Genomic DNA, 25,371 nt, shown 5'->3' with positions numbered 1-25,371 from the left:
TGTGTGTGTGTGTGTGTGTGTGTGTGTGTGTGTGTGTGTGTGTGTGTTTACACAATTATTTGGAACTACCAAATAATTTTGCAACTTTTTTACACTTTTTTGTATGTGGTTGGTACTGCGTGTCATAAAAACTATGGCAAACATATCACCTTTTGCCAAAGTATGCAAGTTTTTAGTCTTATATTTTTTAGATAAGCACTATTTAGTGCAAAAAAAGCCTAAGACCACTCTTAGGCTTTTAGGTTAGATATAGGCTTAATCTAAGGCTTGTTTTAAATCAGAAATAATGTCTTCTACATTTTCTAACCCTACACTACAACGCACCAACCCCGGCGTAATGCCTACTTCTAGGCGGTCTTCTTCGGTGAGTTTAGAGTGGGTGGTAGAGGCGGGGTGGGTTACAATAGTTCTAGTATCTCCCAAGTTAGGCGATAGTGAGCATAACTTTATCTTGTTAAGGAAGTTTCTGCCACCTTCAATGCCTCCTTTAACTTCAAATGCCACAATATTACCGCCGTGTTTCATTTGTTTTTTGGCGATTTCGTAGCTTGGGTGCGAGGGTAGAAAAGGATATTTTACTAAAGAAACTTTAGGGTGTTGTTCTAGGAACTCTGCTACTGCTAAAGCGTTTTCGCAATGCTTCTCTAGACGCACTGCCAAAGTTTCTAAACTTTTGCTAAGCACCCACGCATTAAACGGAGATAAAGACGGTCCTGTATTTCTAGAGAAGAGATAGATTTCTCTAATGAGTTCTTTTTTTCCAACTACAATGCCACCTAACACACGCCCTTGTCCGTCTATCATTTTGGTAGCAGAGTGTATGACCAGGTCGGCTCCGTAAGTGATAGGTTGCTGTAAATATGGGGTGGCAAAGCAGTTATCTACCACAAAAATAAGATTGTGCTTTTTAGCAAAGTTGCCAAAAAACTCTAAGTCTAAAATCTCAATCGCAGGGTTAGTAGGTGTTTCTAAATAGAGAAAGCGGGTGTTAGGTTTTAGATACTTTTCTAGCTCTACTTCATCAGCTTTAAAGTAAGTGGTTTCTACATTCCATTTTGGGAAATGGGTCTTAAATAAATAGTGGGTAGAACCAAATACCGACTGGCAACTCAAAATATGGTCGTTAGGTTTAAGCAAAGCATTAAACGAGGCAAAAACAGCCGCCATACCCGAAGCAAAGGCATATCCAGCCTCGGCACCTTCCATTTGTACTATCTTTTCGGTAAACTCATTGGTGTTGGGGTTACTGTAACGGCTATAGATGTTATGCTCTACCTCTTCTGCAAAGGCGGCACGCATCTGTTCGGCATCTTCAAAAACAAAGCTAGAGGTAAGATACAACGGCACCGAATGCTCCTGAAAATCAGTTCTAGCGATTTGGTTTCTGATGGCTTGGGTTTCAAAGTTTTTCATATTATAAAGTTGTTATTTAGTTTCACTTAATCTTAAAATATCACCAAAGACACCTCTGGCGGTTACCTTAGCCCCAGCCCCAGCTCCCATAATAACGATAGGGTTTTCGCCGTAGCTTTCGGTATAGATTTCAAAGATAGAATCAGAGCCTTTGAGCTGTCCTAACGCCGAATGGGCAGGTACTGAAACAAGTTTTACATCAAGTACACCTTTGTCTTCTCTTAGGTTGCCGTGCAAATCACCTACATAACGCAGAACATAGCCTGTTTCTTGGTTATCCTTAATCTTTTGGTAGGTATCATCTAGCTCGCTTAGTCTTGAAATAAAATCTTCTTTACTAATATCAGAAAGGTTTTCAGGAATGAGGTTTTGGATATTGATGTCCTCAAATTCATTGACTAAGTCTAGTTCTCTCGCCAAGATTAGTAGTTTTCTCGCAACATCATTCCCTGAAAGGTCTTCTCTTGGGTCAGGTTCGGTAAAGCCTTTCTCCATCGCTTCTTTAATAATAGTAGAAAAGGCATCTCCTCTCACCGAAAAATTATTAAATATATAGCTAAGCGACCCTGAAAACACGCCTTTAATGCGTGTAATGTCTTCGCCAGACAAATGGAGGAGCTTAATAGTGTCTATCAATGGCAGCCCTGCCCCTACATTGGTTTCGTAGAGGTATTTCTTTTTGTTTTTTTCTAGGATACGCCTTAGTTTTTTGTATTCTCCAATCGGAAGAGTGTTGTAGATTTTGTTGGAAGAAACCAAGTCAAAGCCTTGTTCAGCTAACTCTAGATAGTTTTTTACAAAATCTTTACTAGCGGTATTGTCCACCGCGATTAGGTTTTCAAACTGATGCTCTTTCACAAATTGAAATAAGTCTTCCAAAGTATTTTGGGTATTGGCAAACTTAACCTTTTGTCGCCAATCGCTTCCGAAGCCTCCTTTGTTAAACACAATATTTTTAGAGTTGGCTATCGCTACAATTTTAAGGTCTATTCTCTTTCGTTGCAAAATATCGTAAGCAGAATCTAAGATTTGCTCTATCAAAGTACCACCCACATTACCGTGCCCAAACAATACCAAATGTACGGCTTTAGGTTTGCCATAAAGTTCGGTTTCTATAATGTTTTTGGTTTTTTCGGCTTGGTTGGTCGCTACTACAATGTTTACACGCCCCGCCGAAGCCACTTGGTTAAGAAGTAACGGGAAAATTTTGTTACGCTGGAGTTCGGTAAGTATTTTGTTGAAATCAGGCGTTACCAGACCAATCACAGTAATGCCATCTACACTGTAAATCTGGCTTACAATCCCTTGGTTAATTTCGTTTTTAAACTCTTCTTTTAGGCATTGTACTGCATCTTCGGCATTGCTTTCGTCCACGAGTACAGAGATGCCGTTTTCTATCGCTTGTTGAGAGATAACGCCAACGCTAATGTTGGCTCTATTAAGAGCCGTAAAGATGCGAGAGTCTATCCCTATTTGACCTAGAAAGTCTTTGCCTTCAAAATTGATGATGGCTTTGTTTGGATATATGTTAAGGTTTTCTTGATTAGGCATAATATAATTTTTTAAGTTGATTTAATATTTAATAATTGATTTGAATATATGTTTCATTTGCTCGTATTCCATAAGGAAGGCATCGTGTCCGTGTACCGATTTTATTTCGTGGTAGTAGGCATTGGCATTATTGGTTTTTAAAAGTTGATAGGTTTCTTCAATTTCAAAGGCAGGGAAGAATAAATCACTATCCACTGCTACCAAATGGAATTCTGTTTTTATTTCGTCTAACGAAGACTCATCAACCGCAATGGTGGTTAGCAGATGGTTCATTAGTAAATAAGCCTTTAGAGTAAACCTTGCATTAAGGCTTTCTCCGTGGAAATTGAGCCACTCGTGAGATTGCAGTAGGTCTGTATTGTCTCCTTTTTGCCTTTTGAATCTTTTATTGAGTGAAAAGGGAGTTCTATAACACAGCATTGCGTGAGCTCTCGCTTTTTGTAGAGGTTTTTCACTGTTTTCTAGGAGGTATTTCTGGACTAAGCATTGGGCATTGAGCCAATCAGTTGTTTTAAAATCCGAAGCCACAGGCACAAATACTTTAGATAAGTTTTTATTAAGCTGGAGCATCTCCCAACCTATAGCACCACCAATGGAACCACCTATAAGATAGTCTAACTGCTTAATTTTAAGCTGTTCTAGCCCTAAAATAAATAGCCGAGCTACCTCTTGAGTAGTGAAGGCTTGTGGATTATCAATAAAGGAATCATTATAACCATTACCAGGGATATTAAAACAGATGATCGTGAGTTTATTGGTATCAATGGTTTTTCCTGCTCCCACCAAATCTTGCCACCAGCCTTTTGTTCCTGCCACATTAGAGTTTCCCGTCAGAGCGTGGTTGATGAGCACAACGGGAGCCGTATGCAAAGGCTGCCCAAATAGCTCATAACTAAGCGAGATATCTACATTATATCCAGTAGTTGTTAAGTAGTTTTCGATTTTGAGGTGATGCAACATTCTTCTTATTATAAATTTTAAATAACTGAAATGTTGCCAAGAAATAAGAGGTGTTTTCTTGATGTTATCTATCCAAAAAAACTTTGGTAGAATTTAGCACCTTCTTCCGTAAGGAAGGGTTGCCAAGGTTTCGCAGGGTCCATTCCCTCCACCTTTCTTGATAACATTTCCTATGTTCTCCAATGAACTAATGCAGAGCAAAGATAGACTATTTTTTGTTTTAAACAATATTTTCAGCGAAAAAATAAAACCTTGCGTTTAAAATTAACTAACTTTGCATTCAACTTTTATTTATAGATTCTGATGAGCAAAAAAAATATAGCCGTAGTTATGGGCGGATACTCCGATGAGTATAAAGTTTCTCTAAAAAGTGGACAACTAATTTACGATTCTTTAGACCGTGATTTATATAATGTTTATAAAGTGGTAGTCCTTAAAGAAGGTTGGTTTTATTTAGATGAAAATGAGGCTAAACTACCAATACAAAAGGGAGATTTTTCTGTAAACTTACCTAGCGGGGAAGTGTTACGCTTTGATGTTTGTTTTAATACCATTCACGGGACACCAGGTGAAAATGGTGTGTTACAGGCGTATTGGGACGCCATAGGTCAAAAATATACAGGGTGCGATTTTTACCAAAGTGCACTTACCTTTAATAAAAAAGATACTTTGGCTGTATTAGCAAAGTATGGTATTCCGTCCGCTAAAAGTTTCTACATAAAAAAAGGAGAGGCTTATGATAAAGATGAAATTATCAACGAGTTAAAACTGCCTCTATTTGTAAAGCCCAACCAAAGTGGTTCTTCTTTAGGAATTTCTAAGGTAAAAGAGGCTTCGGAGTTTGAAGCTGCTTTAGAAAAAGCATTTTTGGAAGATGATGAGGTTTTAGTAGAAAGTTTCTTAGACGGTATGGAGGTATCTGTGGGCGTGCTAGATTACAAAGGTGAGACTATTGTTTTAGGTATTACAGAAATTATCCCAGAGACAGAATTTTTTGATTACGAAGCGAAGTATCAAGGAGCGTCTCAAGAGATTACCCCTGCAAGACTAGATGAGGCTACTAAACTGAGAGTAGAGGAGGTTGCAAAGAGAGCTTATAACTCTTTAGGAATGAAAGGGTTTTCTAGAAGTGAATATATTATTATGGACGGTGTGCCTTATATGCTAGAAATGAATACCAACCCAGGGTTTTCACCTGCGAGTATCCTTCCTCAACAAGCGAGAATTTACGGTATCTCTATTAAAGATTTGTGTGGAAACGAGGTAGAAAAAGCTCTAGCAAAATAATAAAGTATGAAAGTTGCTGTATTTCCAGGGTCTTTTGATCCTATTACTCTAGGACATTATGATATTATAGAACGAGCGTCTAAACTTTTTGACCGTCTTATTATTGCTATTGGGCAAAATTCTCAAAAACATTATATGTTTCCACTTGAGAAAAGGATAGAGTTTATAGAAAAATCGGTGTCGCATTTTGGAAATGTAGAGGTGGATTCGTTTGAAGGGCTTACAATAGACTACTGTATGGAGAAAGACGCACAGTTTATCCTAAGAGGATTGAGAAATCCTGCCGACTTTGAGTTTGAAAAAGCCATCGCACATACAAATAGAACTTTGGCACATAAAAAGTTAGAAACGGTTTTCCTTTTAACATCTTCAGGTAAATCGTTTATTAGCAGTAGTATTGTAAGAGAAATTATAAGCCACGGTGGTGAGTACGAATTGCTAGTACCTGACGCTGTAAGAGTATAAAACGAATTTAAAATTATTTTTAGCACAAACAATGCATGCAAATATCAATTTTTTAATAGAATTTCTAGGAACCATATCTTTTGCTATGTCTGGTAGTTTTGCCGCAATGCAAAGAAGGTTAGACCCTTTTGGGATTCTTATTATCGCTTTTGTAACTTCTGTAGGAGGTGGTACTGTGAGAGATTTACTTTTAGCTAAACCTGTATTTTGGATGCACGATTTGTGGATATGTGGAGTTATCTTTGTTACCTGTGTTATTTCAATGATTTTTAAATCTATTGAGCAAAACTTTAGGGTAACGCTTTTTATATTTGATAGTTTCGGGTTAGGACTGTTCACAATTATAGGCATACAGAAAGGTATGAGTGCTGAACTTCACCCTATTATATGCATTACTTTGGGTACGATTACAGGGTGTTTTGGAGGGATTATTAGAGATATTCTACTGAATAGAATTCCATTGATATTTAGGAAAGAAATCTATGCCACAGCTTGTATATTAGGTGGAGCTACCTTTATACTTCTAGCAACCTACACTCGTTTGTCTTATCCAGTAGTTCAGATTTTTACTATTTTGCTTATTGTAGCTATCAGGACTTTAGCGGTTAAATACCATTGGCAGATGCCTAAATTTTATGTTCAAGATTAGTTTTTTAGAGCTTAAAAATAATCAATCAAAAAAGTATTTTTATAGTGAAAAAAAACTAATAAAAAAATTTACTTCAAATATCATTTGTTTTATATTTGTGGCAAATTTCTAAACAAACGAATTTAAGCAGAATTTATTAAGAGTTATGGTTTATAAAATCAGAGTTATTTTAGACACGAAGGATAATGTTTTCAGAGACATTGAAGTTAGAGGTAAGCAAACCTTATGGAATTTGCATAACGGTATCAAAAGTGCATTCAGTCTTCAAGGAGATGAATTGTCTTCATTCTATTTTTCAGATAATGAGTGGACAGAACTTAATGCAATACCACTAGAAGATATGTCTGATGATGGAGATGGGGAGATTATGTCTGATGTGTATATCACGGAGGCCTTCCCTGAAAAAGGAAGTAAGATGTTATTTAAATATGGTTTTATAGATTTGTGGGAATTCTATTGTGAGCTTTTAGAAGTAATAAAGGAAAAACCGGCGGTAAATTATCCAATTACGGTGTTTAGATACGGTAATATGCCATTGAAAGCTCCTAGTAAAAATACATCATCAAAACCTACACCTACTATGATGAGCGATGATTTTGATGACTTTGATAGTTTTGAGAATGAGTTTGACGAAGATGATGATTTCGCAGACGATTTTAATGATGATTTTTATGATGAAGATTAAACTCTAAAAAATAGAGAATACTAAAAAAGGAATGGAGAAATTTTTCTATTCCTTTTTTATATCTCGGAAAAAACGAACCTAAAAAATAAAGCCACCTCTAATGAAGGTGGGCTTTATTTTTTTATTAGTTGAGTTATTAAGCTAATACTTCTTTTACTTTATTAGCTGCTTCTTCTAGAGTAATTGCAGAATGTACTGGTAAACCAGACTCATCAATTAATCTCTTAGCTTCTTCAGCATTAGTTCCTTGTAATCTTACGATAAGAGGTACAGGAAGTTCTCCGAAGCTCTTGTAAGCATCTACTACACCTTGTGCCACTCTATCACATCTTACAATACCACCAAAGATGTTGATAAGAATTGCTTTTACATTAGGGTCTTTAAGGATAATACCAAATGCCTTTTCTACTCTTTCAGCATCTGCAGTACCACCTACGTCTAGGAAGTTAGCAGGGTTACCTCCAGAAAGTTTAATGATATCCATAGTAGCCATTGCTAAACCAGCACCGTTTACCATACAACCTACATTACCATCTAGCTTAACGAAGTTTAATCCAGCTTCACCAGCTTCAACTTCTGTAGGGTCTTCCTCTCTTTTATCTCTTAATTCAGCTAAATCTTTATGACGGAAAAGAGCATTATTATCTAAAGTTACTTTAGCATCTACTGCAGCGATTTTGTTATCTGAAGTTTTAAGAACAGGGTTGATTTCAAATAAAGAAGCATCAATTCCCACATAAGCATTGTAAAGAGCTGTGATGAATTTTACAAAATCCTTAAACGCTTCTCCTTCTAAACCTAGATTAAATGCAATTTTTCTAGCTTGGAAAGGTTGTAATCCTAAAGCAGGATCTACCTCTTCGTTATGGATAAGGTGCGGCGTTTCTTCTGCCACTTGCTCTATATCCATACCACCTTCTGTAGAATATACAATCATATTCTTTCCTTTAGCTCTATCTAAAAGTACAGAAACATAGTATTCTTTTGGTTCAGAATCTCCAGGATAATACATATCTTCTGCAATAAGTACAGAGTGTACTTTTTTACCTTCAGCAGAAGTTTGAGGCGTTACTAACTGCATTCCAATGATGTTTCTTGCGTTTTCTTCTAACTTTTCCATATTAGGAGAGAACTTAACACCTCCACCTTTACCTCTACCACCTGCGTGTACCTGAGCTTTTACTACCCACGCTTTAGTTCCTGTTTCTGCAGAAAGCTGTTCTGCTGCTTTTTTTGCTTCCTCTACGGTGCTAGCTACTATACCTCTTTGTACTCTAACGCCGTATTTCGCTAAAATCTCTTTTGATTGATACTCGTGAAGATTCATAAATATATTTTTGTATTAAATTTTACGATTTTATAAACAGTTACAAATTTAAAGAAAATCTTTGGAAGATAGAAATCTTTTTTGTTTACCCTACTTTAGCCCTTGCTACTAGCGTAATGAGCATTGCCCAACTAATAATCATACACAGTCCTCCTAATGGCGTAACAGGACCTAAAAACCTTAAACTAACGCCCCAAACTTCTTGAAAAGCTAAGAAATAAATACTCACAGAGAATAAAAAAGTGCCTATTATCATTAGCAATGATGTCCACTTTTCTAACCCATTATCGAATTTTAGAAAAAAACCAATTACTAAAAGAAATAGAGCAGAGTACATTTGATACTTTACTCCTGTTTCAAAACTTGCCAATTTTTCTACGCTTAAAATCTTTTTGAAAGCATGAGCCCCAAAAGCTCCTAAAATCACAGACGTTAGTCCATAGATACCCCCTACAATGAGTGTAAATGTTTTCATACTTTTCTTATTTTCCTCTTAGCTTGTTGAGTTCTGTGATGACTTCGTGGTGGCTTACCGTTTTATCTTTAAAATAGTTCACAAAATAAGATTTTTCTTCTTCGGTTGCCCCAAACTGATTAAGGATATTAAAAAGATGCATCTTCATATGTCCTTTTTGAATTCCTGTTGTTACCAACGAGCGAAGAGCGGCAAAGTTTTGAGCCAACCCAGACACAGCCAAAATACTCATAAGCTCCTGAGCAGAAGGTTTGCCTAATAACGCTAACGAGAATTTAACCAATGGGTGCAGATTTGTAAGTCCCCCTACAACACCTACTGAAATAGGCAAATCTATCCAAAATCTGAATATTCCGTTATCGGTAGTACAATGCGTGAGTGAACTGTATTTTCCGTTACGGGCAGCGTAGGCGTGAGCACAAGCTTCCGTAGCTCTGAAATCGTTTCCTGTAGCTATAACTACCGCATCTACACCATTCATAATCCCTTTATTATGAGTGGTCGCTCTGTATGGCTCTATTTCAGCGATAGCAACGGCTTGTTTAAACTTCCACGCAAACTCTTCAGGAGAAATACCGCTATCGTCTTTCAAATCCTCTATATTACAAGAAACCTCCGCTCTAACAATACAATCAGGCGTAAAATTAGATAGAATATTCATTACCACTTGAAGAGATTGTTTTTCGTCCTCTGTGAAATCAGCAGAAAGGTTAATTTCTTCTTTAAGCGTTTTACCAAATTGCTCTAAACAAGAGTTGATAAAGTTAGCTCCCATAGAGTCTTTAGTGTCAAAACTAGCTTTAAGTTGGTAGTAATCGTTCATTTCTGAAGTCTTATCCACCAACTCTATATCCAAAATACCACCACCTCTATTTCTCATATTTTTGGTGATGTCTTGGGTTGCTTCAAATAGTTTTTGTCTAAGATTAAAGTTGAAAAAATGTCTAATCTTGTGAGGTTCTGCTTTTAATATAAAATGAGTATGTCCTAGTTTTTTAGTGTCAATAATAGTGGTTTTGAAGCCCCCTTTGTTAAGCCAAAACTTAGCCGCTTTAGAAGCTGCTGCCACTACCGAACTCTCTTCTACTGCCATAGGAAGTGCTAATAACTTTCCGTCTATTAAGAAATTTGGAGCGATACCATAAGGCATATAAAAGTTGGAAATAGTGTTCTCTGAGAACTCATCATGGAGTTTTTGTAAATCTTGATTGTCATTCCAATATTGTTGGAGTATTTTGATATATTCTTTATTACCTTCCAAATACTCATTAACAGTCCATTCTATTTTATTTTGTTTATTTAATTTAGAAAATCCTTCTACAGGCTGATGATTCATAGCTCTTAATTTTGAGGTATCAAAGATACAACTTGATATTATAAACACCAAAGAAGAAAATAATAATAAAAAAATAAAACTGAAAACCAATATTTTAAATAAAAATAAGAAAGGTTTTGTATGTTTTTTTTGCAAGAAATGAAAAAAGTTGTAAATTTGCACCACTGAAAAACAATACACCTATAGACCCATGGTGTAATTGGCAACACAGCAGATTTTGGTTCTGTTATTCGGGGTTCGAGTCCCTGTGGGTCTACATTCGAAAGCAATCAGTCGAAAAAACTGGTTGCTTTTTTTATTTTTAGTGCAATGATTTATATGAATTGTTTGTTGTGTATTTTTTTCTTATAATAAAATAATGTAGAGTCCTGTTCTTGAGAAGCACAATAACCTTGGTTCGGTTGTTCTTTACAAATTTTCAAACTATCTTAAATTCACACTTAATTATTGGGAAATTATTTCACTATAACTAAAATAGATTAATATTTTTGCATGTTTAATTGTTCTATAGTTATCATAATAAGGAATGAGTAAAAGCTCTATTGATAGAGGAATTCTACTTTGATTTAAAGTTTATAATAAACTTAATCTGATTATCACTTATATAGTTCATAACTACACAACTAAATTTACTAAAGACCAAAGAGTCATTATCTCTTTCAAATTCTATAGTAAAATTATGATTATGAACTAAATCTTTATCTTTTTCATCTGAAGTTTTTGGAGAAACAAAAGATTCTATTTTGTATATAGCACCATCGTTATCAATACTCACGCATCTACCTGTGTTTTTTTCTTTGTTTATTCCTAAATTTTCTTTTGATACATTAGAAATATTATAAAAACACCACTGATTATCGCTTTTTCGCTTAACATATTCTTTGTAAGGAACCGATTTAGAATTAGAGAAATTAAAAATATATTTTGCAGCCCTTAATATTTCTACAAGCCCCTCTTTTAATGTGATACTTGTTTTCCTTTGTCCGTCTTCACTTTCAATTTTAATTTTTAGTAATTCATTTCTAGACTTAACATGACCTTTAAATAATATATTTTCCTTATTTTTTAAATAGGAACCTTCCACTGTCCCATCAAAATCTTTATTTAAAGGATAGATTTGAAGCGCTTTTTTATAACTCTCCCAATTTTGTTCACTTTCTTTTGACAGATTGAGGCTATCTAAAACTTTCTCTTTTATTAGTTCTTTATTTTGCGAAAAAACACAAATAGGAAGAATAATAAAAACAACTGTTAAATATGCTTTTCTCATTGAAAAAATAAAATTTATCTTAAAATTCAAAAATTACCGAAAACAATACAATTTATAATAATGTTTCAAAATAAATGACACTTTTAAGTATGATATCTAAAATATTTAAAATCCATAATCTCAAGGCTTCAAATTTAATAAATGTTTTTTTATTCTAATGATTGTAATTTATATTCTTACGATTATGAAATAAAATCTTGGTTATATAAATAATATTCTTCCACAAATACTACGTAAAATAAAAAAGAATTACTATCAATACCTATGAAAAAAAATAAACCCAAGTCCTCGGCATATTATTTGATACGGAGGAGCTAAAACAAAATTATGAAACATTTATTTTTAATCCTTATGCTATTCTGCGGACAGTTTATTTTTGGGCAGAAGAACTTTTTAGACCAACCTTATTTAGAAACTTCAGGCAAAGCAGATACGCTAGTAATACCTGATAAAATAACCATTAACATTAACCTCAATGAAGCCGATACTAAAAACAAAATATCGGTAGAAGAACAAGAAAAAAGAATGGAAGGTGCCCTTAAAAAGCTAGGCATCAATACCGAAAAAGATTTATCTCTTAATGGTTTATCTAGTGGGTTTAAAACATACTTCTTAAAAGGTCAAAACATTATTAAACAAAAGAACTACTCTCTCATTGTACGTAATGCGGTTACGGCGGGTAAAGCCTTGATGGCACTAGAAGAGCAAGGCATTTCTAATGTGAACATCTCTAAACTAGAATACACCAAAGAAGAAGAACTTTTGTTAGCCCTAAAGAGTAAAGCCGTTTTAAAATCCAGACTAACAGCAGAACGAATGGTAAAAGCTTTAAATCAAAAATTGGGTAAAGCTATCTTTATTTCCGATGAAAATAATGCCTATCCTCAAGTAAGTCCTATGATGATGCGTTCCGCAAAAGCAGTGGAAAGCTATGATGCTACTTCAGAAGCTCCTATTGATATAGAGTTTAATAAAATCAAGTACGAGACTTTTGTTAATGTTAAATTTCAGCTAGATTAAATTATAAAGGATAAAATACTAAAACAATGAGTTAAGGGTTGCGTTTTCTTCGTAACCCTTGTCTATTTCTAGTGTAGGAGCATTTGCAGCGGCTACGGCTAGCCTATCGCAGCGTTCATTATCAGGGTGTCCGTTATGCCCTTTAATCCAATGGAAAGTTGGGTTGTGCATTCTCATCAAAGGGACTAACCTTTGCCACAAATCAGGATTTTTAACTTTATTAAATCCTTTTTTTATCCAACCATACAGCCACTTTTGGTTAATGGCATCGGCGACATACTTGCTATCGGTATAGATATGAACTTCGTTTTCGTTGTTTTTAAGTTTTTCTAATGCTACAATAACCGCCAATAATTCCATACGGTTATTAGTCGTTTTTCTAAACCCTTGCGAAAATGCTTTCTCATAGTTCAGTCCAGAAACTCGCATAATAATTCCATAGCCACCTTTGCCTGGATTTCCGCTACAGGCTCCGTCTGTGTAGATGTCAATCTTCATTTAGAATGGCATATCGTCATAATCGTCAATCTCATTCATAGAAGACCCAGAAATATTATCTGGAATATCAAATGCAGCACTTGGTTGTATGGTAGTTTTGATGCTTTCAAATCCGCTAGGATTATTATCCATTTGTCCAAAATTAGAACTTTCGTAACCGCCGTATAAATCTAAATCCGCAAACTTGGCAATTTCTTTAAAGAAAGAAAGCCTTACTTCGCCCGTGGCACCATTACGGTGTTTTGCTAAAATAATTTCGGCTTGGTTGGTAGTGCTGGTTTGTGCTCCTTCTTCATCGTTATCCCAAAAATCTATCTTGTAATATTCTGGACGGAAGATAAAGGATACAATATCTGCATCTTGCTCTATCGCACCAGATTCCCTTAAATCAGAAAGTTGAGGGCGTTTATTAGGACGAGTTTCCACCGTTCTAGAAAGCTGTGATAAAGCTATAATAGGCACATTAAGTTCCTTTGCGATGGCTTTTAGTGAACGGGATATGGTAGAAATTTCTTGCTCCCTTGTGCCACCTTTTCCAGAGTTTGCAGTCATCAGCTGTAAATAATCCACCATAATGATTCTCACGCCGTGCTGCATTACAAGTCTTCGGCACTTTGCTCTAAAGTCAAAAATGGAGAGAGCTGGTGTTTCATCTATATAAAGTGGAGCGTTCTCTAAAGCGGCAACATTGTTAAAAAGGCGTTGCCATTCTTCATCGCTCATTTGACCTTTTCTTAATTTTTCAGAGGAAATCCCTGTCTCGGAAGAAATCATTCTGGTAATAAGCTGCACTGATGCCATCTCTAACGAAAATACAGCAATAGGAATTTGATGTTCCACTGCAATATTTCTAGCCATAGAAAGGATAAACGCCGTTTTACCCATACCAGGACGAGCCGCTATGATAATCAAATCCGAGTTTTGCCAACCTCCTGTTTCCTTATCAAGTTGGGTAAATCCCGAAGGAATACCCGAAAGCCCTTCTTTATCTTTAAGAGATTTAATTTTTTCAATGGCTTCACTTACTAAAGAACTAGCGGTATCAAAGCCTTTTTTTATCGTTCCGTTGGTAATTTCAAAGAAAGATTGCTCGGCACGGTCTAAAAGTTCAAATACATCTGTAGATTCTTTGTAAGAATTATCTATCACATTTGCAGATACATTGATGAGCGACCTTAAAATGTATTTTTCTAGGATAACTCTTGCGTGATATTCTATATGGGCAGAAGAACTGATGCCTGTGGTTAAATCTATGATGTAAGCGTCCCCACCAGCCAAATTAAGTTTTTCTTGCTTCTTTAATTCTTGGATTACCGTTAGAATGTCTATCGGTGTATTGTCGCCAAATAACTTAATGATGATACGGTAAATCTCCTGATGTCTAGGGTCGTAAAATACCTCAGGCGTGAGTAAATCGTAAGTATTATCAAGTGCCTTTTTATCAATAAGAAAAGCTCCTATAACCAGTCTTTCTAAATCTACTGCATTGGGTGGCATTTTGCCTTGAGAAATAGAGAGTTCCTTCGCAAAATTACCGTTGACTAAAGATGATAATGTTTCCTTTTGTGCCATAGGGCAAAGATAGTGGTTTTATGTTTTATAGAGCTACAATGTTAAAAACTTGTTATTATCTTTTTAGCAATAAAAAAAAGAGACTGCAACAAGTACAGTCTCTTAGCTAATCATTTACTTTTTTCTTAGTAATTCTTTACTAAGCCTTTTACAATTTTGATTACATTAGGCATTGCTTTGTTAGCCGCTTCTAAAACTTCCTCGTGAGAAACATTGAACGCAATTTCTGGTCCGCCTAAATCGGTAATGATAGAAATACCAAATACATCCATACCTTGATGTTTTGCTACAATAACTTCAGGCACGGTACTCATACCCACAGCATCACCACCAATAGCACGAATTAACCCGTATTCAGCAGGTGTTTCAAAAGTAGGTCCTTGCAGAGCTACATAAACCCCTTGGTGTACCGTGATGTTATTCTCTTTTGCTACTTCTTCAGCGATGCTCAACATTTTTTTGTTATAAGGCTCACTCATATCTACGAAACGAGGTCCTAATTCATCTATATTTTTACCTCTTAATGGGTGTTCTGGCATCATATTGATGTGGTCGTTAATCAGCATCACATCAGCCACTTTAAAGTTAGGATTTACCCCACCCGAAGCATTAGACACGATTAGATTTTTAATTCCTAATAAGTGGAACACACGGAAAGGGAAAGTTACCGTCTCAATAGAATGTCCCTCGTAGTAGTGGAATCTTCCGCTCATCATAAGCACTTTCTTACCTTCTAGCATACCGTAGATTAAGCTACCTCCGTGCCCAACTACTGTAGTTTGAGGAAAGTTAGGAATATCAGCATAATCCAAAGTGTGGATTGCCTCTACTTCGTCTTTTAATTTACCTAATCCAGAGCCTAGCACGATAGCAAAGTCTGGTGTATCTCCAATAATGTTCTTAATGAACGCTGCAGTTTCTTTAAATTTTTCTAACATAATTCAGTATTATTTTGTTAAACTCCTCTAGCTTATCCATTTCTACATTGATAGGCCAGTAATATAATTTATCACTTAGATATTCAAAAGTTTTTAGCCTTACAAAATCTTTTTCTGTGGTAAGTATCATCTTATAATCTCCCATTTTTTTATACTCGGAGATTATTTTTTGCACATCAGCATCTGTAAAACTGTGGTGGTCTTTAAATTTAAGGTGCTTTACTTTCTTAGCAAATCTATTCAGATGTTCTAGGAAAGGCGTTGGATTGGCAATTCCTGTAATGACTAATATATCGTAATAAGCCAAATTATTATCTGGTAAAGATTGTGTTTTGGAGAACACCGTTTCATCATAATTGATGGTGGAGAAAAATACCTTTTGGTAATGTTTAGGGCTTATTCTAGAAATGTAGTATTGTTTTTTTTCCTCAGTAATATTAGCAGGACACTTAGAAACTACGATGATATGAGCCCTTTTCATTCCGTTTCGGCTCTCCCTTAAATTCCCTGCAGGAAGAATAAAGTCTTTAAAGTAAGGGTCGTTGTAGTCGGTCATTAAGATGTTAAGCCCTGTGTTGATTCGGCGGTGCTGAAATGCATCATCTAGCACTAGCACATCTAAATCCATATCAGAAATAAGTTTCTTAGCCCCGAAAACTCTATCCTCGCTTACTCCAATTACAAAACGATTTTTAAAGCGTTCAAAAAGCTGCATAGCTTCATCGCCCACCGTTCTATAGTTACTATTGTAGTTTACAACTCCATAGCCTTTGGTCGTACGCCCATAGCCTCTAGAAAGCACTCCCGTACGATAATTTTTTGAAAGTAGTTCTGCGATATGCATTACCATTGGAGATTTCCCGCTACCACCTACGGAGAGGTTACCCACATTGATGGTGGGAGTATTAAACTTAGTAGAAGGCAACAGTCCCCAATCATACATTTTGTTTCTTACAGAAGTCCCTAGATGATAGATTAAGGAAAAAGGATAGAGATACCATCTTTTCATATCGTCCGCTTGCAAATTTCCGTGTGCAAAAGTACGCTTTTTTTACGAGGAACGAAAGAAAGCCCATTAGAAACAAAAAGAAAATTAGTTTTGTTTTTTATAGAGTGGGGGAGATAAAATTATGTCCTATTTATTACTTTTTTTTCCAAAAATTTGCATACTTCCACAAAAGGTGATATGTTTGCCTCCAGTTTATGCGACACGATACCAACTACATACAAAAAAGTGAAAAAAACTTACACAAAAATTTGGTAGTTCCAAATAATTGTGTAAACACACACACACACACACACACACACACACACTAGTTACCTGCGTACGCGTCGTATTATATAGAAAATTCTTTAGATTTTTATCATCAATCATAAATAATTTTCCTCCAACTTTTGTTGGGGGCATTTGGCATTTAGCACACTCTAAGTTTTGTTTTCATAAATATCCGCTAGAAGTCCGTCTTTTTCATCAGCTGAATAGGTGGTTGGGGTTTAAGGCTTCTAGCGTACAGGAGGAGCGTTATGTTCTTTCTGTCTTAGCCTTCCTCCTCGTTTTGTGTGTGTTGAGAGGGGGGAGGCGTTTTCTCATTGGTTTCAGGTTTAAAGTTCAAAGTTTAAGGTTGAATAAGCGTACATATCCCTTAAACCTTAAACATAGAACCTTGAACAGCTTCAGCTCCTTGAACTTTGAACAACTGAACCTCCAACTTCTAAAATCTAATATTCAATATCTAACATCTATAATCTTAAACAATTAAATATTATGAAAACAACCAAACTAAGTGTATGTGCCTTTTTAGGTCTAGGACTCGTGGTTTACGGACAAAACAATGGTAGAGTTGGCATCAACACACCTAATCCCAAAGCAACTTTAGAGGTAAGTAAAGCTGGTGCAGATACAGCTAAAGGCATCATTATCCCGCGTTTAACAGCCGAAGAGGTAAAAGCCATGACCGATGCAGGAAATGTAGGTACAGAGCAACATTCACTTTTGGTTTATGTTACAGGACCGTTTACCAACACATCAGACAAAACAGGGAAATATGCATTGATTACTAGCAAAGGCTATTACTATTGGGACAGCCAGCAAACAGGAGGGATATGGAAAAAAATGCTAGATACAGATACTAACACAGTCTATACAGCAGGAACGGGGATGAAGCTTTCTGGGAATACTTTTTCTAGAACAGGTTTAGAGGAAATTACCGAAAATGGAAACAGAGGTTGGAGACTTGTAGGGAGAAGTCCTAGTATTTATGGAGATATAGGTAGAGAAGCCGTGGATCTTAGTTACTCATATGGTTATCAAAGAAATGATTTTGGAGCTACTGGTACTTATTCTTTCGCTTCGGGTATGAGTACTATAGCTTCTGGATATATATCAACAGCTATGGGGGGGCATTCAATTGCTTCGGGGGATTATTCATTTGCACTTGGGCGTTGGGCGTTAGCAAGTAATAGAGGTGGTATTGCTATAGGTGGAGGTGCCGTTGCTTTGGGTAGTAATGCCACCGCTTTAGGCAATCATATTACAGCACGAACCTCATTTTCAACTGTTTTAGGGAATAACAATTTTAATACAGATCCACTAGAAGGAAATACTGCTACTTTTACTAAAGATAACAAGTATGAACTTTTTGTTCTAGGAAATGGAGCAAGTACAATCGCTAATGGAGGAGATCAAGCTATAGCAAGTAATGCTTTTATTGTTCTCCGTGATGGCTTTACAGGTATAGGTTTAGCAAGGGAAAAACCAACAGAAATGCTAGATGTGAATGGTAAAATTAGATTACGACTAACCACCAAAGGAAGTTGTTCTGATATAAATAGAGGGGCTATTGTATATGATAGCGATGATAACTTCTATGGCTGTAAATCTACAGGTTGGGTAAAACTTAACCCTTAAATATCTACTATGGTCAAAGCTCTCAGTTTTTGACCATTTTTTATAAATGAGTCATATCTAATCATCTAAAAAAATACAAACATTATGAACACTTTAAAAGCGTGGTTGCGTCCCAACCTACTCACAAAAGACGACCCTAACGATTTTGTAGCCGTGCCCCTTCTAGGTGGCAGTCTTGGCATTACAGAAATTATAGAAGCCCTTAAAAAAGAGGGTATGGAAATAAAAACCGAAACCGCGGTAGATATTATCACTCGCTTTAACCGCAAGGCATCAGAGTTGGTACTCAATGGGTATAGTGTGAATACAGGGCTGGTGTATATGCGTCCTGCCATTAAGGGTGTATTTTACGACAAAACTTGGGATAAGGAGAAGCACTCCGTTTATGTAAATGTGAACCAAGGCACTGACCTAAGAAAAGCCGCTAATGATACCAAAGTAGAAATCCTAGGCGAACAATCTAGCCCAATGAGTTTGTTCAGCATCACCGACAAAGCCACTGGTAAAGCAGACGGTACTTTAACTAAAGGCAAAAATGCCGAAATCAAAGGCACTTATATTAAAATAGACGGTGATAACCCTAAAAACGGCATCGTCTTTAAAAATATAGACAATCAAAATGAGGTTAAGTTGGCTAAAGATAGTATCGTAATCAATGAGCCGTCAAGGTTGCTTATTCTTGTGCCTTCGGATTTAGAAGCGGGGAACTATGAGCTAAGTATTACCACGCAAAGTAGCACGGGTTCCGTCTTACTAAAAGAACCAAGAACGGAGCGACTGCCTAATCCTGTGGTTATTTCCTAGTAAAGCATTTTAATTTTAAAACCAAGGCTACTCATTTAACGGGTAGCCTATTTTGTTATCTTTTACCAAGTGCTACAGAACAGAGTCTCCGCACTTACCGTAACGGGGTGTCTGTCCTTAGGCTAACGGAGGGTCTGTTACGGCAAGGACAGGCACTCTGTTGAAAATGACTCATATCTTATCTTAATAACTAAACCTATTTATAAGGCAATAGTTTTGGGTAATTCCTAAGGGATTACGCCCATTTTTTGCCAAAAAAAGTATAACTTTGCCTCCATAATGAATATAGCAAGTTGTATTTTAGAGGCTCTTAAAACTCATGGCAGTGTAGCTGTGCCTCACTTTGGTGTTTTTTCTTTAAAGTACTCTGGTGCAATTATCAGTAACGAGGACGGTCATATACTGCCTCCCGCTAAGCAGATTGTACTAGAAAAGAACTACCTTTTAAAAGAGAATAGTTTCGTCAATTTTGTGGCTCAAATTAAAGGCATCAGTTCCCAAACAGCTGACTTTGAAATAAAAACACAAATAGACTATTGGAAGAAAAAAATAGAAGCAGGAGAATCTTTTGAGGTAGAGGCTCTAGGAGCATTTAATTCGGACGCTCAAGGGTTTTCTTTTATAGGGCAACGGCTTTATTTAGATTCGCCTGATGTCTATGGGCTAGAGGCAATCAATCTCTCTGAAATGAGTTCTAAAAAAGAAACTCAACCTTCTCAACCTAAGAAATCTAACGCTTGGAAAGTAGTGCTTTGGCTACTTATTTTTATTATTCCAGCGGGGATATTGGGGTATTTGAATTTCTATCATCCTGAAATTTTATTTGGTGTGAAAAGTTTTGAAAAGGATAAAACTCAAAAGACCACTACACCTCAACCTGTAAAAACAACTAAGACTAATGATACTTTGGTAATAGATAGTTTAAAACAAGACTCTTTACCAGCTAACAATTTAAAATAATATGACGAAAAAAACGCCTAAAGATAGCCTTACGATAATGACTAACATTGTACTCCCAAACGAAACCAATCATTTGGGAAATTTATTTGGGGGAGAACTTCTCTCTAAAATGGACAGATGTGCTTCTATATCAGCCTCTAGACATTGCGGAAGGAGGGTAGTAACGGCTTCGGTAAATCATGTTTCCTTTAATCACCCTATTCCAGAAGGAGGTGTGGTGGTTTTGGAGTCCAAAGTAACGCGTGCATTTTCTACTTCTATGGAGGTTTATGTAGATGTATGGATGGACGACCCTATTACACAGAAAAAAGTGCATACCAACGAAGGAATATACACCTTTGTAGCGGTAGATGCGTTCAACAAACCTGTGCCTATCCCAGAGTTAGAACCAGAAACAGATATAGAAAAAGAACGCTATATGGCAGCTCTTAGAAGAAAAGAACTTTCCCTTATCCTGTCTGGAAGAATGAAGGCTCAAGATTCTGTAGAGCTAAAAAAACTATTCATTTAATCATTTATGAAGGTTTTACAACTAGATAAAAATCACCCTCTTATTACGGAGCAGCTCACAGCTAATGGGTTTACAATAGATGAGGATATTACTTCTTCTTACGAAGAAATTTTAGAAAAAATAGAACCTTACGAGGGTGTGATTATTAGGAGTAGAATTCCGCTAGACGCTCGTTTTTTAACTCAAGCTAAAAATCTAAAATGGATTGCTAGAGTAGGAGCAGGAATGGAAAATATAGATACCGAAAAGGCAGAAGAATTGGGTATTTGTCTTTTTAACTCTCCAGAAGGTAACCGAGATGCGGTGGCAGAACACAGTTTAGGCTGTCTTTTGGTACTGATGAATCGTTTGTTTATTTCATCGGAAGAGGTCAAAAAAGGCATTTGGAAGCGAGAGGAAAACAGAGGGGAAGAAATTAAAGATAAAACGGTAGGCATCATAGGATATGGCAATATGGGAAAAGCCTTAGCTCAAAGACTATCAGGTTTTGGGTGTGAGGTGATATTTCACGATATTAAACCTAACTTGTCAGACCAATACGCCCAACAAGTTCCGTTAGAAGCGTTACAAGAAAAAGCGGATATTCTAAGCCTGCATTTACCTTTAGCAGAGGATACCATAGGTTGGCTTAATGCTGATTCTATCCAAAAAATGAAGAAGAGTTTTTACCTTATCAATACAGCTAGAGGGAAGAATGTGGTAACTGCAGATGTGGTTTCAGCACTTAAAAGCGGTAAGATAAAAGGGGCTTGTCTAGATGTTTTGGAATACGAAAAAAGCTCTTTTGAAAACTTAGAAATCCAGAATAAAGAGTTAGCTTTTCTTTTAAACTCAGATAAAGTGATTGTTACGCCTCATATTGCAGGTTGGACGCACGAAAGCAAGATAAAATTAGCCCAAGTGATTGTAGATAAGATTTTAGCAAAGTTTAAAAAATAATAGATTAAAATATGAAATGGTGGTGGATGATAGCGTTCGGATTGCTCACATTTTCTTGTGCTAAAAAGCAAGAAAGTAATGAGGAAGTTAAAACCAATTTGCCTCATTTTTCTAAGGTAGATGTTGAGGATATTTTTACAAAGGAGGAAAATTCGGTAGCTAATGAAGATTCTCTAAAACACCTTTTACAAGAATATTATCAAAACACTTGGGTGGGAGGTGATTTAAGTGGTGGAATCTTAATCGCTAAAGGCAATAATATTATTTTTGAACAATACAGGGGCTATGGTAGGGAGAACCAACAGATGCCCATCAATCAAAATACACCTTTACATATTGCTTCTATTTCTAAGACGATGACAGCAATGGCGATTATGAAGCTGATAGAAGCAAAAAAAATAAAACTAGACCAAGATATTACCACTTTATTTCCAAAGTTTCCGTATGCTAATATCAAAGTTATAGATTTACTTAGCCATAGAAGTGGACTCCCAAAGTATGAACATTTTATTGAAACTCTGGAGCCTAAACCTAAAGAGTTATCACAGTCTTTTTTAACCAATCAAGATATTCTAAATCTACTTATTAGATATAAACCAGAACTAGCTAGACCTACTGGCACAGGGTTTATGTACTGTAATACCAACTACGCTCTACTAGCTCTAATTATAGAGAAGGTTACTCAAAAAGATTATCCTACTGCAATGAAGGAAATGCTTTTTGCACCTCTTGAAATGAAACATACTTTCGTATTTCAGCAAAAGGATATTGCCATGGCGGCACAATCGTTCTATTATAAAAATAACAAGTTGTATCCTCTTAATAATTTAGACCTTATCTACGGAGATAAAAACATTTATACCACTCCTAGAGATTTATTAAAGTTTTCACAAGCGATGTTCTCTAAAGAGTTTTTACCTTCGGATTTGAAAGAAAAGATATTCACTCCTTATAGTAATGAGAAAAAAGGGATTAACAATTACGGCTTAGGGTTTAGAATGAAAATTTTTGATAACAATAAAAAACTGACTTATCACAATGGTTGGTGGCACGGCTCTAATTCCGTATTTGTACATCTTTTAGATTCTAAGGTAAGTATTATTGCGATAGGTAATAAATTTTCTAGGAGAGTCTATTCGGCGGTTGCGTTATCTGGTTTGTTTGATGATTTCCCATTGGAAACAGAAATTCTAAAAAAGGAGATGAGGTCAAATCCAAATAACACTGCAGATTCTTCTCCTCAGAATGATTCTTTACAATAAGAGAAAATACAAAGCTCCGTCCAATCAATCTGTAATAGTTAGGACGGAGCTTTGTAAACTAATCTGCTATACTAATCTTTATAAACAATATACTTTTTACGAATTTTCTCAAACTCTTGTAGGTCTTTTTGCCAAGATTTTTTGATTTCTGTTTCGCTTTTTCCTTGTATAATTTGAAGCCTTAGTTGGTCAGTTCCTGCTAAAGTATCAAACCAAAGATTTTTGATGAAAAACGGTTTATTAGGATTTTTGTAGTTTTTATAAGCTGTAATTACCCATTCTAAGTTAAGCTCTCTCAAATCTTTAGGATATTCGGAGAGGTTTTCGCCATAGCATAATTGTCCATTAAAAGGCGGATTTTTAGCTCCAAAATTAGGCTTTGGAGTGAATTTATAATCTAATTTTTTAGTCCACGGCGAACCATAAATTTGGAAAGGATAATCAGTGCCGCGTCCTACCGAAACCTCGGCTCCTTCAAAAAAACATAGGGAAGGATATAGGTTGATAGACTTATCATTTGGTAAGTTAGGGGAAGGGCGTCTGAGTATAGGGTAGCGTTGCTTTTTATGGTAATTTTTCATTGGGATTAAGGTGTACTTGGCTTTTATTTTATTTTTAAGCCACCCTTCGCCGTTTACCATATTACCGTACTCGCCAATGGTAAGTCCATAGACTACAGGAACAGGGTGCATACCTACGAAACTTGTCCATTTTTCCTTTAATATAGGTCCATCTGTGTAGCCATCGTGAGGGTTAGGTCTATCTAGTACAATCACTTCTACATTATGCTCTGCGGCGGCTTCCATCACATAGGCAAGGGTTGAAATATAGGTGTAAAATCTTACTCCAACATCTTGAATGTCAAAAAGAATAATGTCTAAATCTTTGACTTGCTCTGCAGTTGGTTTTTTGTTTTTACCATAAAGAGAAATAATGGGAATTCCTGTTTTGGTATCCACGCCATTTTTTACATATTCTCCTGCATCGGCTTCGCCTCTAAAACCGTGTTCAGGAGCGAAAACCCTTCTGATATCTATGGTGTTTTCTCTTAGGAAATCTACGATACTAAGGGTATCTATGGTAGTAGGGTGATGTTTTTGTGGTTTTAGTACCAGTCCTGTTTGATTGGTTACCACGCCTACTTTTTTATTTTTTAGCAGAGAGAGATAAAGTTCTGGTTGGTCGGCTCCTGTTTTAAAATTAGGATAACTATTACCATTTTGAGCATAGTTTTTACCAGATAACCCTAAATAAATTAGGCAAATCAACAGTAAATTTTTAATTTTGAGGCTTAAATACATAGGTTTTGAAATTTCCATTATATTTTTCTAAAAAAATAGCATTCTCCAAAGATAATAAAAATAATCTTTCTAAGGTGATTGTATTTATCGGTAGGTTGTCGGTAGCCTTGGGTGTCATTGTTTCTTTAATTACGGTAGCCACAGGTTTGGGAGCCAAAAAAGCCATCAAAAATAAGATGGGAGATTTTTCGGGGCATATTTCTGTGAAATCTACTAGGTCTAATTCGTCTTATAACTCTTCAGTTTTAGATTTAAAAGAAATCAATATAAATCAAATTAAGGCTTTACAAGAAGTAGAAGGTATGCAGTCTTATGCGTCTGTAAGTGGCATTCTTAGAACAGAGGATAATTTCTCTGGGATTTTGTTAAAAGGTGTTGGGAAAGATTTTGATACCAAAAGATTTGAAAAATTTTTGGTGGAAGGTAGCGTTCCGAACTTTACAGAAAAGGGATATAATAATGAGGTTATATTACCAGAAAAAATAGCCAATGATTTAAGGCTTAAACTAAACGATGAAATCGTGGCTATTTTCTCTAAAGAAGACCAAAAGCCAATCTACCGAAAATTCAAAGTAAAAGGGATTTACAAAACGGATATCAAAATGATAGACGACCTATTTATCATAGGAGACATCAACCATGTGAGGAGGATACAAAATATGGATAAAACTGCCATAGGAGGTATAGATATTTTCCTTAAAAATATAGGAGAGATAGACGAGGTATTTCCAAAAATTGAGGAAAAAATAGGGTATAAGAACTACGCTGAAAAAATAACAGATAAGTATCCTGAAATTGTAAATTGGATTAACATTTTTGACACCAATATCGCTTTAATCATCACAATTATGTTGGTGGTTGTAGTCATCAATATCGTAATGGTGTTGCTTATTTTAATTATAGAACGCACCAATTCCATAGGGATATTGAAAACGCTAGGAGCAAATAATGCTCAAATACGAGCTATTTTCATCAATTACACTTTACTTATTATGGTTCCAGGATTGTTAGTGGGGAATTTCATAGGATTGGGACTACTGCTTTTACAAAAATGGACGGGCATCGTTCAGCTTAACCCTGATAACTACTATATTAGTACAGTACCAATAGACTTAAATCCTATTTACATTGTGGCTATTTCTTTAGGGATTTTGTTGGTGTCTGCGGTATCGCTTATTTTTCCTAGTTATTTAATTAGTAAAATATCACCAGTTAAAGCAATTAAATACAATTAAGGTAC

24 protein-coding genes, 1 tRNA gene and 1 riboswitch are annotated in these 25,371 nt (G+C 35.9%); of the genes, 13 read left to right on the top strand and 12 right to left on the bottom strand.

Annotated features, from left to right (window positions below; translation table 11 throughout):
- Window positions 1–255: 255 nt before the first annotated feature.
- The 3 genes from D1003_RS05550 to D1003_RS05540 are packed head-to-tail and all read right to left on the bottom strand — an operon-like array spanning window position 256 to window position 3,924.
- A complete protein-coding gene (locus tag D1003_RS05550; RefSeq protein ID WP_153936057.1) occupies window positions 256–1,413 on the bottom strand; it encodes a PLP-dependent aspartate aminotransferase family protein in 1,158 nt (385 codons plus the stop codon).
- 12 nt (window positions 1,414–1,425) lie between these two features.
- The gene (locus D1003_RS05545) at window positions 1,426–2,964 is read right to left on the bottom strand and encodes an ACT domain-containing protein (protein ID WP_153936056.1); all 1,539 of its coding nucleotides are present in this window, start codon (window positions 2,962–2,964) and stop codon (window positions 1,426–1,428) included.
- 21 nt (window positions 2,965–2,985) lie between these two features.
- Window positions 2,986–3,924, bottom strand: a complete 939-nt coding sequence (locus D1003_RS05540) for an alpha/beta fold hydrolase (RefSeq protein ID WP_153936055.1) — start codon at window positions 3,922–3,924, stop codon at window positions 2,986–2,988.
- 61 nt (window positions 3,925–3,985) lie between these two features.
- Window positions 3,986–4,091: riboswitch (SAM riboswitch) on the bottom strand.
- A gap of 136 nt (window positions 4,092–4,227) precedes the next feature.
- Between D1003_RS05540 and D1003_RS05535 the strand changes: the two genes are divergently transcribed.
- From D1003_RS05535 to D1003_RS05520, 4 genes are all read left to right on the top strand, one after another.
- Window positions 4,228–5,211, top strand: a complete 984-nt coding sequence (locus tag D1003_RS05535) for a D-alanine--D-alanine ligase (protein WP_153936054.1) — start codon at window positions 4,228–4,230, stop codon at window positions 5,209–5,211.
- A gap of 6 nt (window positions 5,212–5,217) precedes the next feature.
- A complete protein-coding gene (coaD, locus tag D1003_RS05530; protein ID WP_014937368.1) occupies window positions 5,218–5,676 on the top strand; it encodes a pantetheine-phosphate adenylyltransferase in 459 nt (152 codons plus the stop codon).
- A gap of 31 nt (window positions 5,677–5,707) precedes the next feature.
- Window positions 5,708–6,325 carry a trimeric intracellular cation channel family protein gene (locus D1003_RS05525; RefSeq protein WP_079207610.1) on the top strand — a complete coding sequence of 206 codons (618 nt, stop codon included), beginning with the start codon at window positions 5,708–5,710 and terminating at the stop codon, window positions 6,323–6,325.
- Between the two features lie 145 nt (window positions 6,326–6,470).
- Entirely contained in the window at window positions 6,471–7,010 is a 540-nt protein-coding gene (locus D1003_RS05520) for an IS1096 element passenger TnpR family protein (protein WP_153936053.1), read from the top strand.
- Window positions 7,011–7,146: 136 nt separating this feature from the next.
- On the opposite strand, the gene sucC is transcribed toward D1003_RS05520, so the two are convergent.
- The 3 genes from sucC to D1003_RS05505 form a co-directional block, all read right to left on the bottom strand.
- Window positions 7,147–8,337: an ADP-forming succinate--CoA ligase subunit beta gene (gene sucC / locus D1003_RS05515; protein WP_004919719.1), complete on the bottom strand. Its 1,191-nt coding sequence runs from the start codon at window positions 8,335–8,337 to the stop codon at window positions 7,147–7,149.
- Between the two features lie 85 nt (window positions 8,338–8,422).
- Window positions 8,423–8,812 (bottom strand): DUF423 domain-containing protein, encoded by a 390-nt coding sequence (locus D1003_RS05510; RefSeq protein WP_052910202.1) that lies wholly within the window; start codon window positions 8,810–8,812, stop codon window positions 8,423–8,425.
- Window positions 8,813–8,819: 7 nt separating this feature from the next.
- Window positions 8,820–10,283 (bottom strand): hydroxymethylglutaryl-CoA reductase, degradative, encoded by a 1,464-nt coding sequence (locus tag D1003_RS05505; RefSeq protein WP_153936052.1) that lies wholly within the window; start codon window positions 10,281–10,283, stop codon window positions 8,820–8,822.
- 49 nt (window positions 10,284–10,332) lie between these two features.
- Here D1003_RS05505 and D1003_RS05500 point away from each other — a divergent pair.
- Window positions 10,333–10,404: transfer RNA gene (locus tag D1003_RS05500), tRNA-Gln, on the top strand.
- A 300-nt stretch (window positions 10,405–10,704) separates the two neighbouring features.
- On the opposite strand, the gene D1003_RS05495 is transcribed toward D1003_RS05500, so the two are convergent.
- Complete coding sequence (locus D1003_RS05495) at window positions 10,705–11,418, bottom strand: hypothetical protein (protein ID WP_153936051.1); 714 nt, start codon at window positions 11,416–11,418, stop codon at window positions 10,705–10,707.
- Between the two features lie 327 nt (window positions 11,419–11,745).
- Here D1003_RS05495 and D1003_RS05490 point away from each other — a divergent pair, with 327 nt between their 5' ends.
- Entirely contained in the window at window positions 11,746–12,438 is a 693-nt protein-coding gene (locus D1003_RS05490; RefSeq protein WP_153936050.1) for an SIMPL domain-containing protein, read from the top strand.
- Window positions 12,439–12,456: 18 nt separating this feature from the next.
- Here D1003_RS05490 and rnhA read toward each other — a convergent pair whose 3' ends face one another.
- From rnhA to lpxK, 4 genes are all read right to left on the bottom strand, one after another.
- Window positions 12,457–12,936, bottom strand: coding sequence for a ribonuclease HI (rnhA, locus tag D1003_RS05485; protein WP_079206779.1), 480 nt, complete (start codon window positions 12,934–12,936; stop codon window positions 12,457–12,459).
- Window positions 12,937–14,508: a replicative DNA helicase gene (gene dnaB / locus D1003_RS05480; RefSeq protein WP_004918470.1), complete on the bottom strand. Its 1,572-nt coding sequence runs from the start codon at window positions 14,506–14,508 to the stop codon at window positions 12,937–12,939. It abuts the gene before it with no gap.
- Between the two features lie 125 nt (window positions 14,509–14,633).
- Window positions 14,634–15,446 (bottom strand): purine-nucleoside phosphorylase, encoded by an 813-nt coding sequence (locus tag D1003_RS05475; protein ID WP_014938159.1) that lies wholly within the window; start codon window positions 15,444–15,446, stop codon window positions 14,634–14,636.
- Window positions 15,430–16,455 carry a tetraacyldisaccharide 4'-kinase gene (gene lpxK / locus D1003_RS05470; RefSeq protein WP_079206782.1) on the bottom strand — a complete coding sequence of 342 codons (1,026 nt, stop codon included), beginning with the start codon at window positions 16,453–16,455 and terminating at the stop codon, window positions 15,430–15,432. Before lpxK ends, D1003_RS05475 begins: the two co-directional genes overlap by 17 nt.
- Before the next feature lie 756 nt (window positions 16,456–17,211).
- On the opposite strand from lpxK, the gene D1003_RS05465 reads away from it, so the two are divergent.
- The 6 genes from D1003_RS05465 to D1003_RS05440 all read left to right on the top strand — a co-directional run bounded on the left by D1003_RS05465 (window position 17,212) and on the right by D1003_RS05440 (window position 22,830).
- Complete coding sequence (locus D1003_RS05465) at window positions 17,212–18,354, top strand: hypothetical protein (RefSeq protein ID WP_153936049.1); 1,143 nt, start codon at window positions 17,212–17,214, stop codon at window positions 18,352–18,354.
- Window positions 18,355–18,438: 84 nt separating this feature from the next.
- Entirely contained in the window at window positions 18,439–19,158 is a 720-nt protein-coding gene (locus D1003_RS05460) for a DNA-binding domain-containing protein (protein WP_153936048.1), read from the top strand.
- Window positions 19,159–19,437: 279 nt separating this feature from the next.
- Window positions 19,438–20,118: a hypothetical protein gene (locus tag D1003_RS05455; RefSeq protein WP_153936047.1), complete on the top strand. Its 681-nt coding sequence runs from the start codon at window positions 19,438–19,440 to the stop codon at window positions 20,116–20,118.
- Window position 20,119: 1 nt separating this feature from the next.
- Complete coding sequence (locus D1003_RS05450; protein WP_153936046.1) at window positions 20,120–20,629, top strand: acyl-CoA thioesterase; 510 nt, start codon at window positions 20,120–20,122, stop codon at window positions 20,627–20,629.
- A gap of 6 nt (window positions 20,630–20,635) precedes the next feature.
- Window positions 20,636–21,568 carry a 2-hydroxyacid dehydrogenase gene (locus D1003_RS05445; protein WP_153936045.1) on the top strand — a complete coding sequence of 311 codons (933 nt, stop codon included), beginning with the start codon at window positions 20,636–20,638 and terminating at the stop codon, window positions 21,566–21,568.
- Between the two features lie 11 nt (window positions 21,569–21,579).
- Complete coding sequence (locus D1003_RS05440) at window positions 21,580–22,830, top strand: serine hydrolase (RefSeq protein ID WP_153936044.1); 1,251 nt, start codon at window positions 21,580–21,582, stop codon at window positions 22,828–22,830.
- Window positions 22,831–22,901: 71 nt separating this feature from the next.
- On the opposite strand, the gene D1003_RS05435 is transcribed toward D1003_RS05440, so the two are convergent.
- A complete protein-coding gene (locus D1003_RS05435) occupies window positions 22,902–24,131 on the bottom strand; it encodes an exo-beta-N-acetylmuramidase NamZ domain-containing protein (RefSeq protein WP_185148333.1) in 1,230 nt (409 codons plus the stop codon).
- 5 nt (window positions 24,132–24,136) lie between these two features.
- Here D1003_RS05435 and D1003_RS05430 point away from each other — a divergent pair, with 5 nt between their 5' ends.
- Window positions 24,137–25,366: an ABC transporter permease gene (locus D1003_RS05430; RefSeq protein WP_052910213.1), complete on the top strand. Its 1,230-nt coding sequence runs from the start codon at window positions 24,137–24,139 to the stop codon at window positions 25,364–25,366.
- Window positions 25,367–25,371 lie beyond the last annotated feature (5 nt).

Origin of the sequence: Riemerella anatipestifer, from assembly GCF_009663465.1 — a bacterium.
GTDB classification, from domain to species: Bacteria; Bacteroidota; Bacteroidia; order Flavobacteriales; family Weeksellaceae; genus Riemerella; species Riemerella anatipestifer_C.
This window is presented reverse-complemented; position numbering and strand designations above follow the sequence as displayed.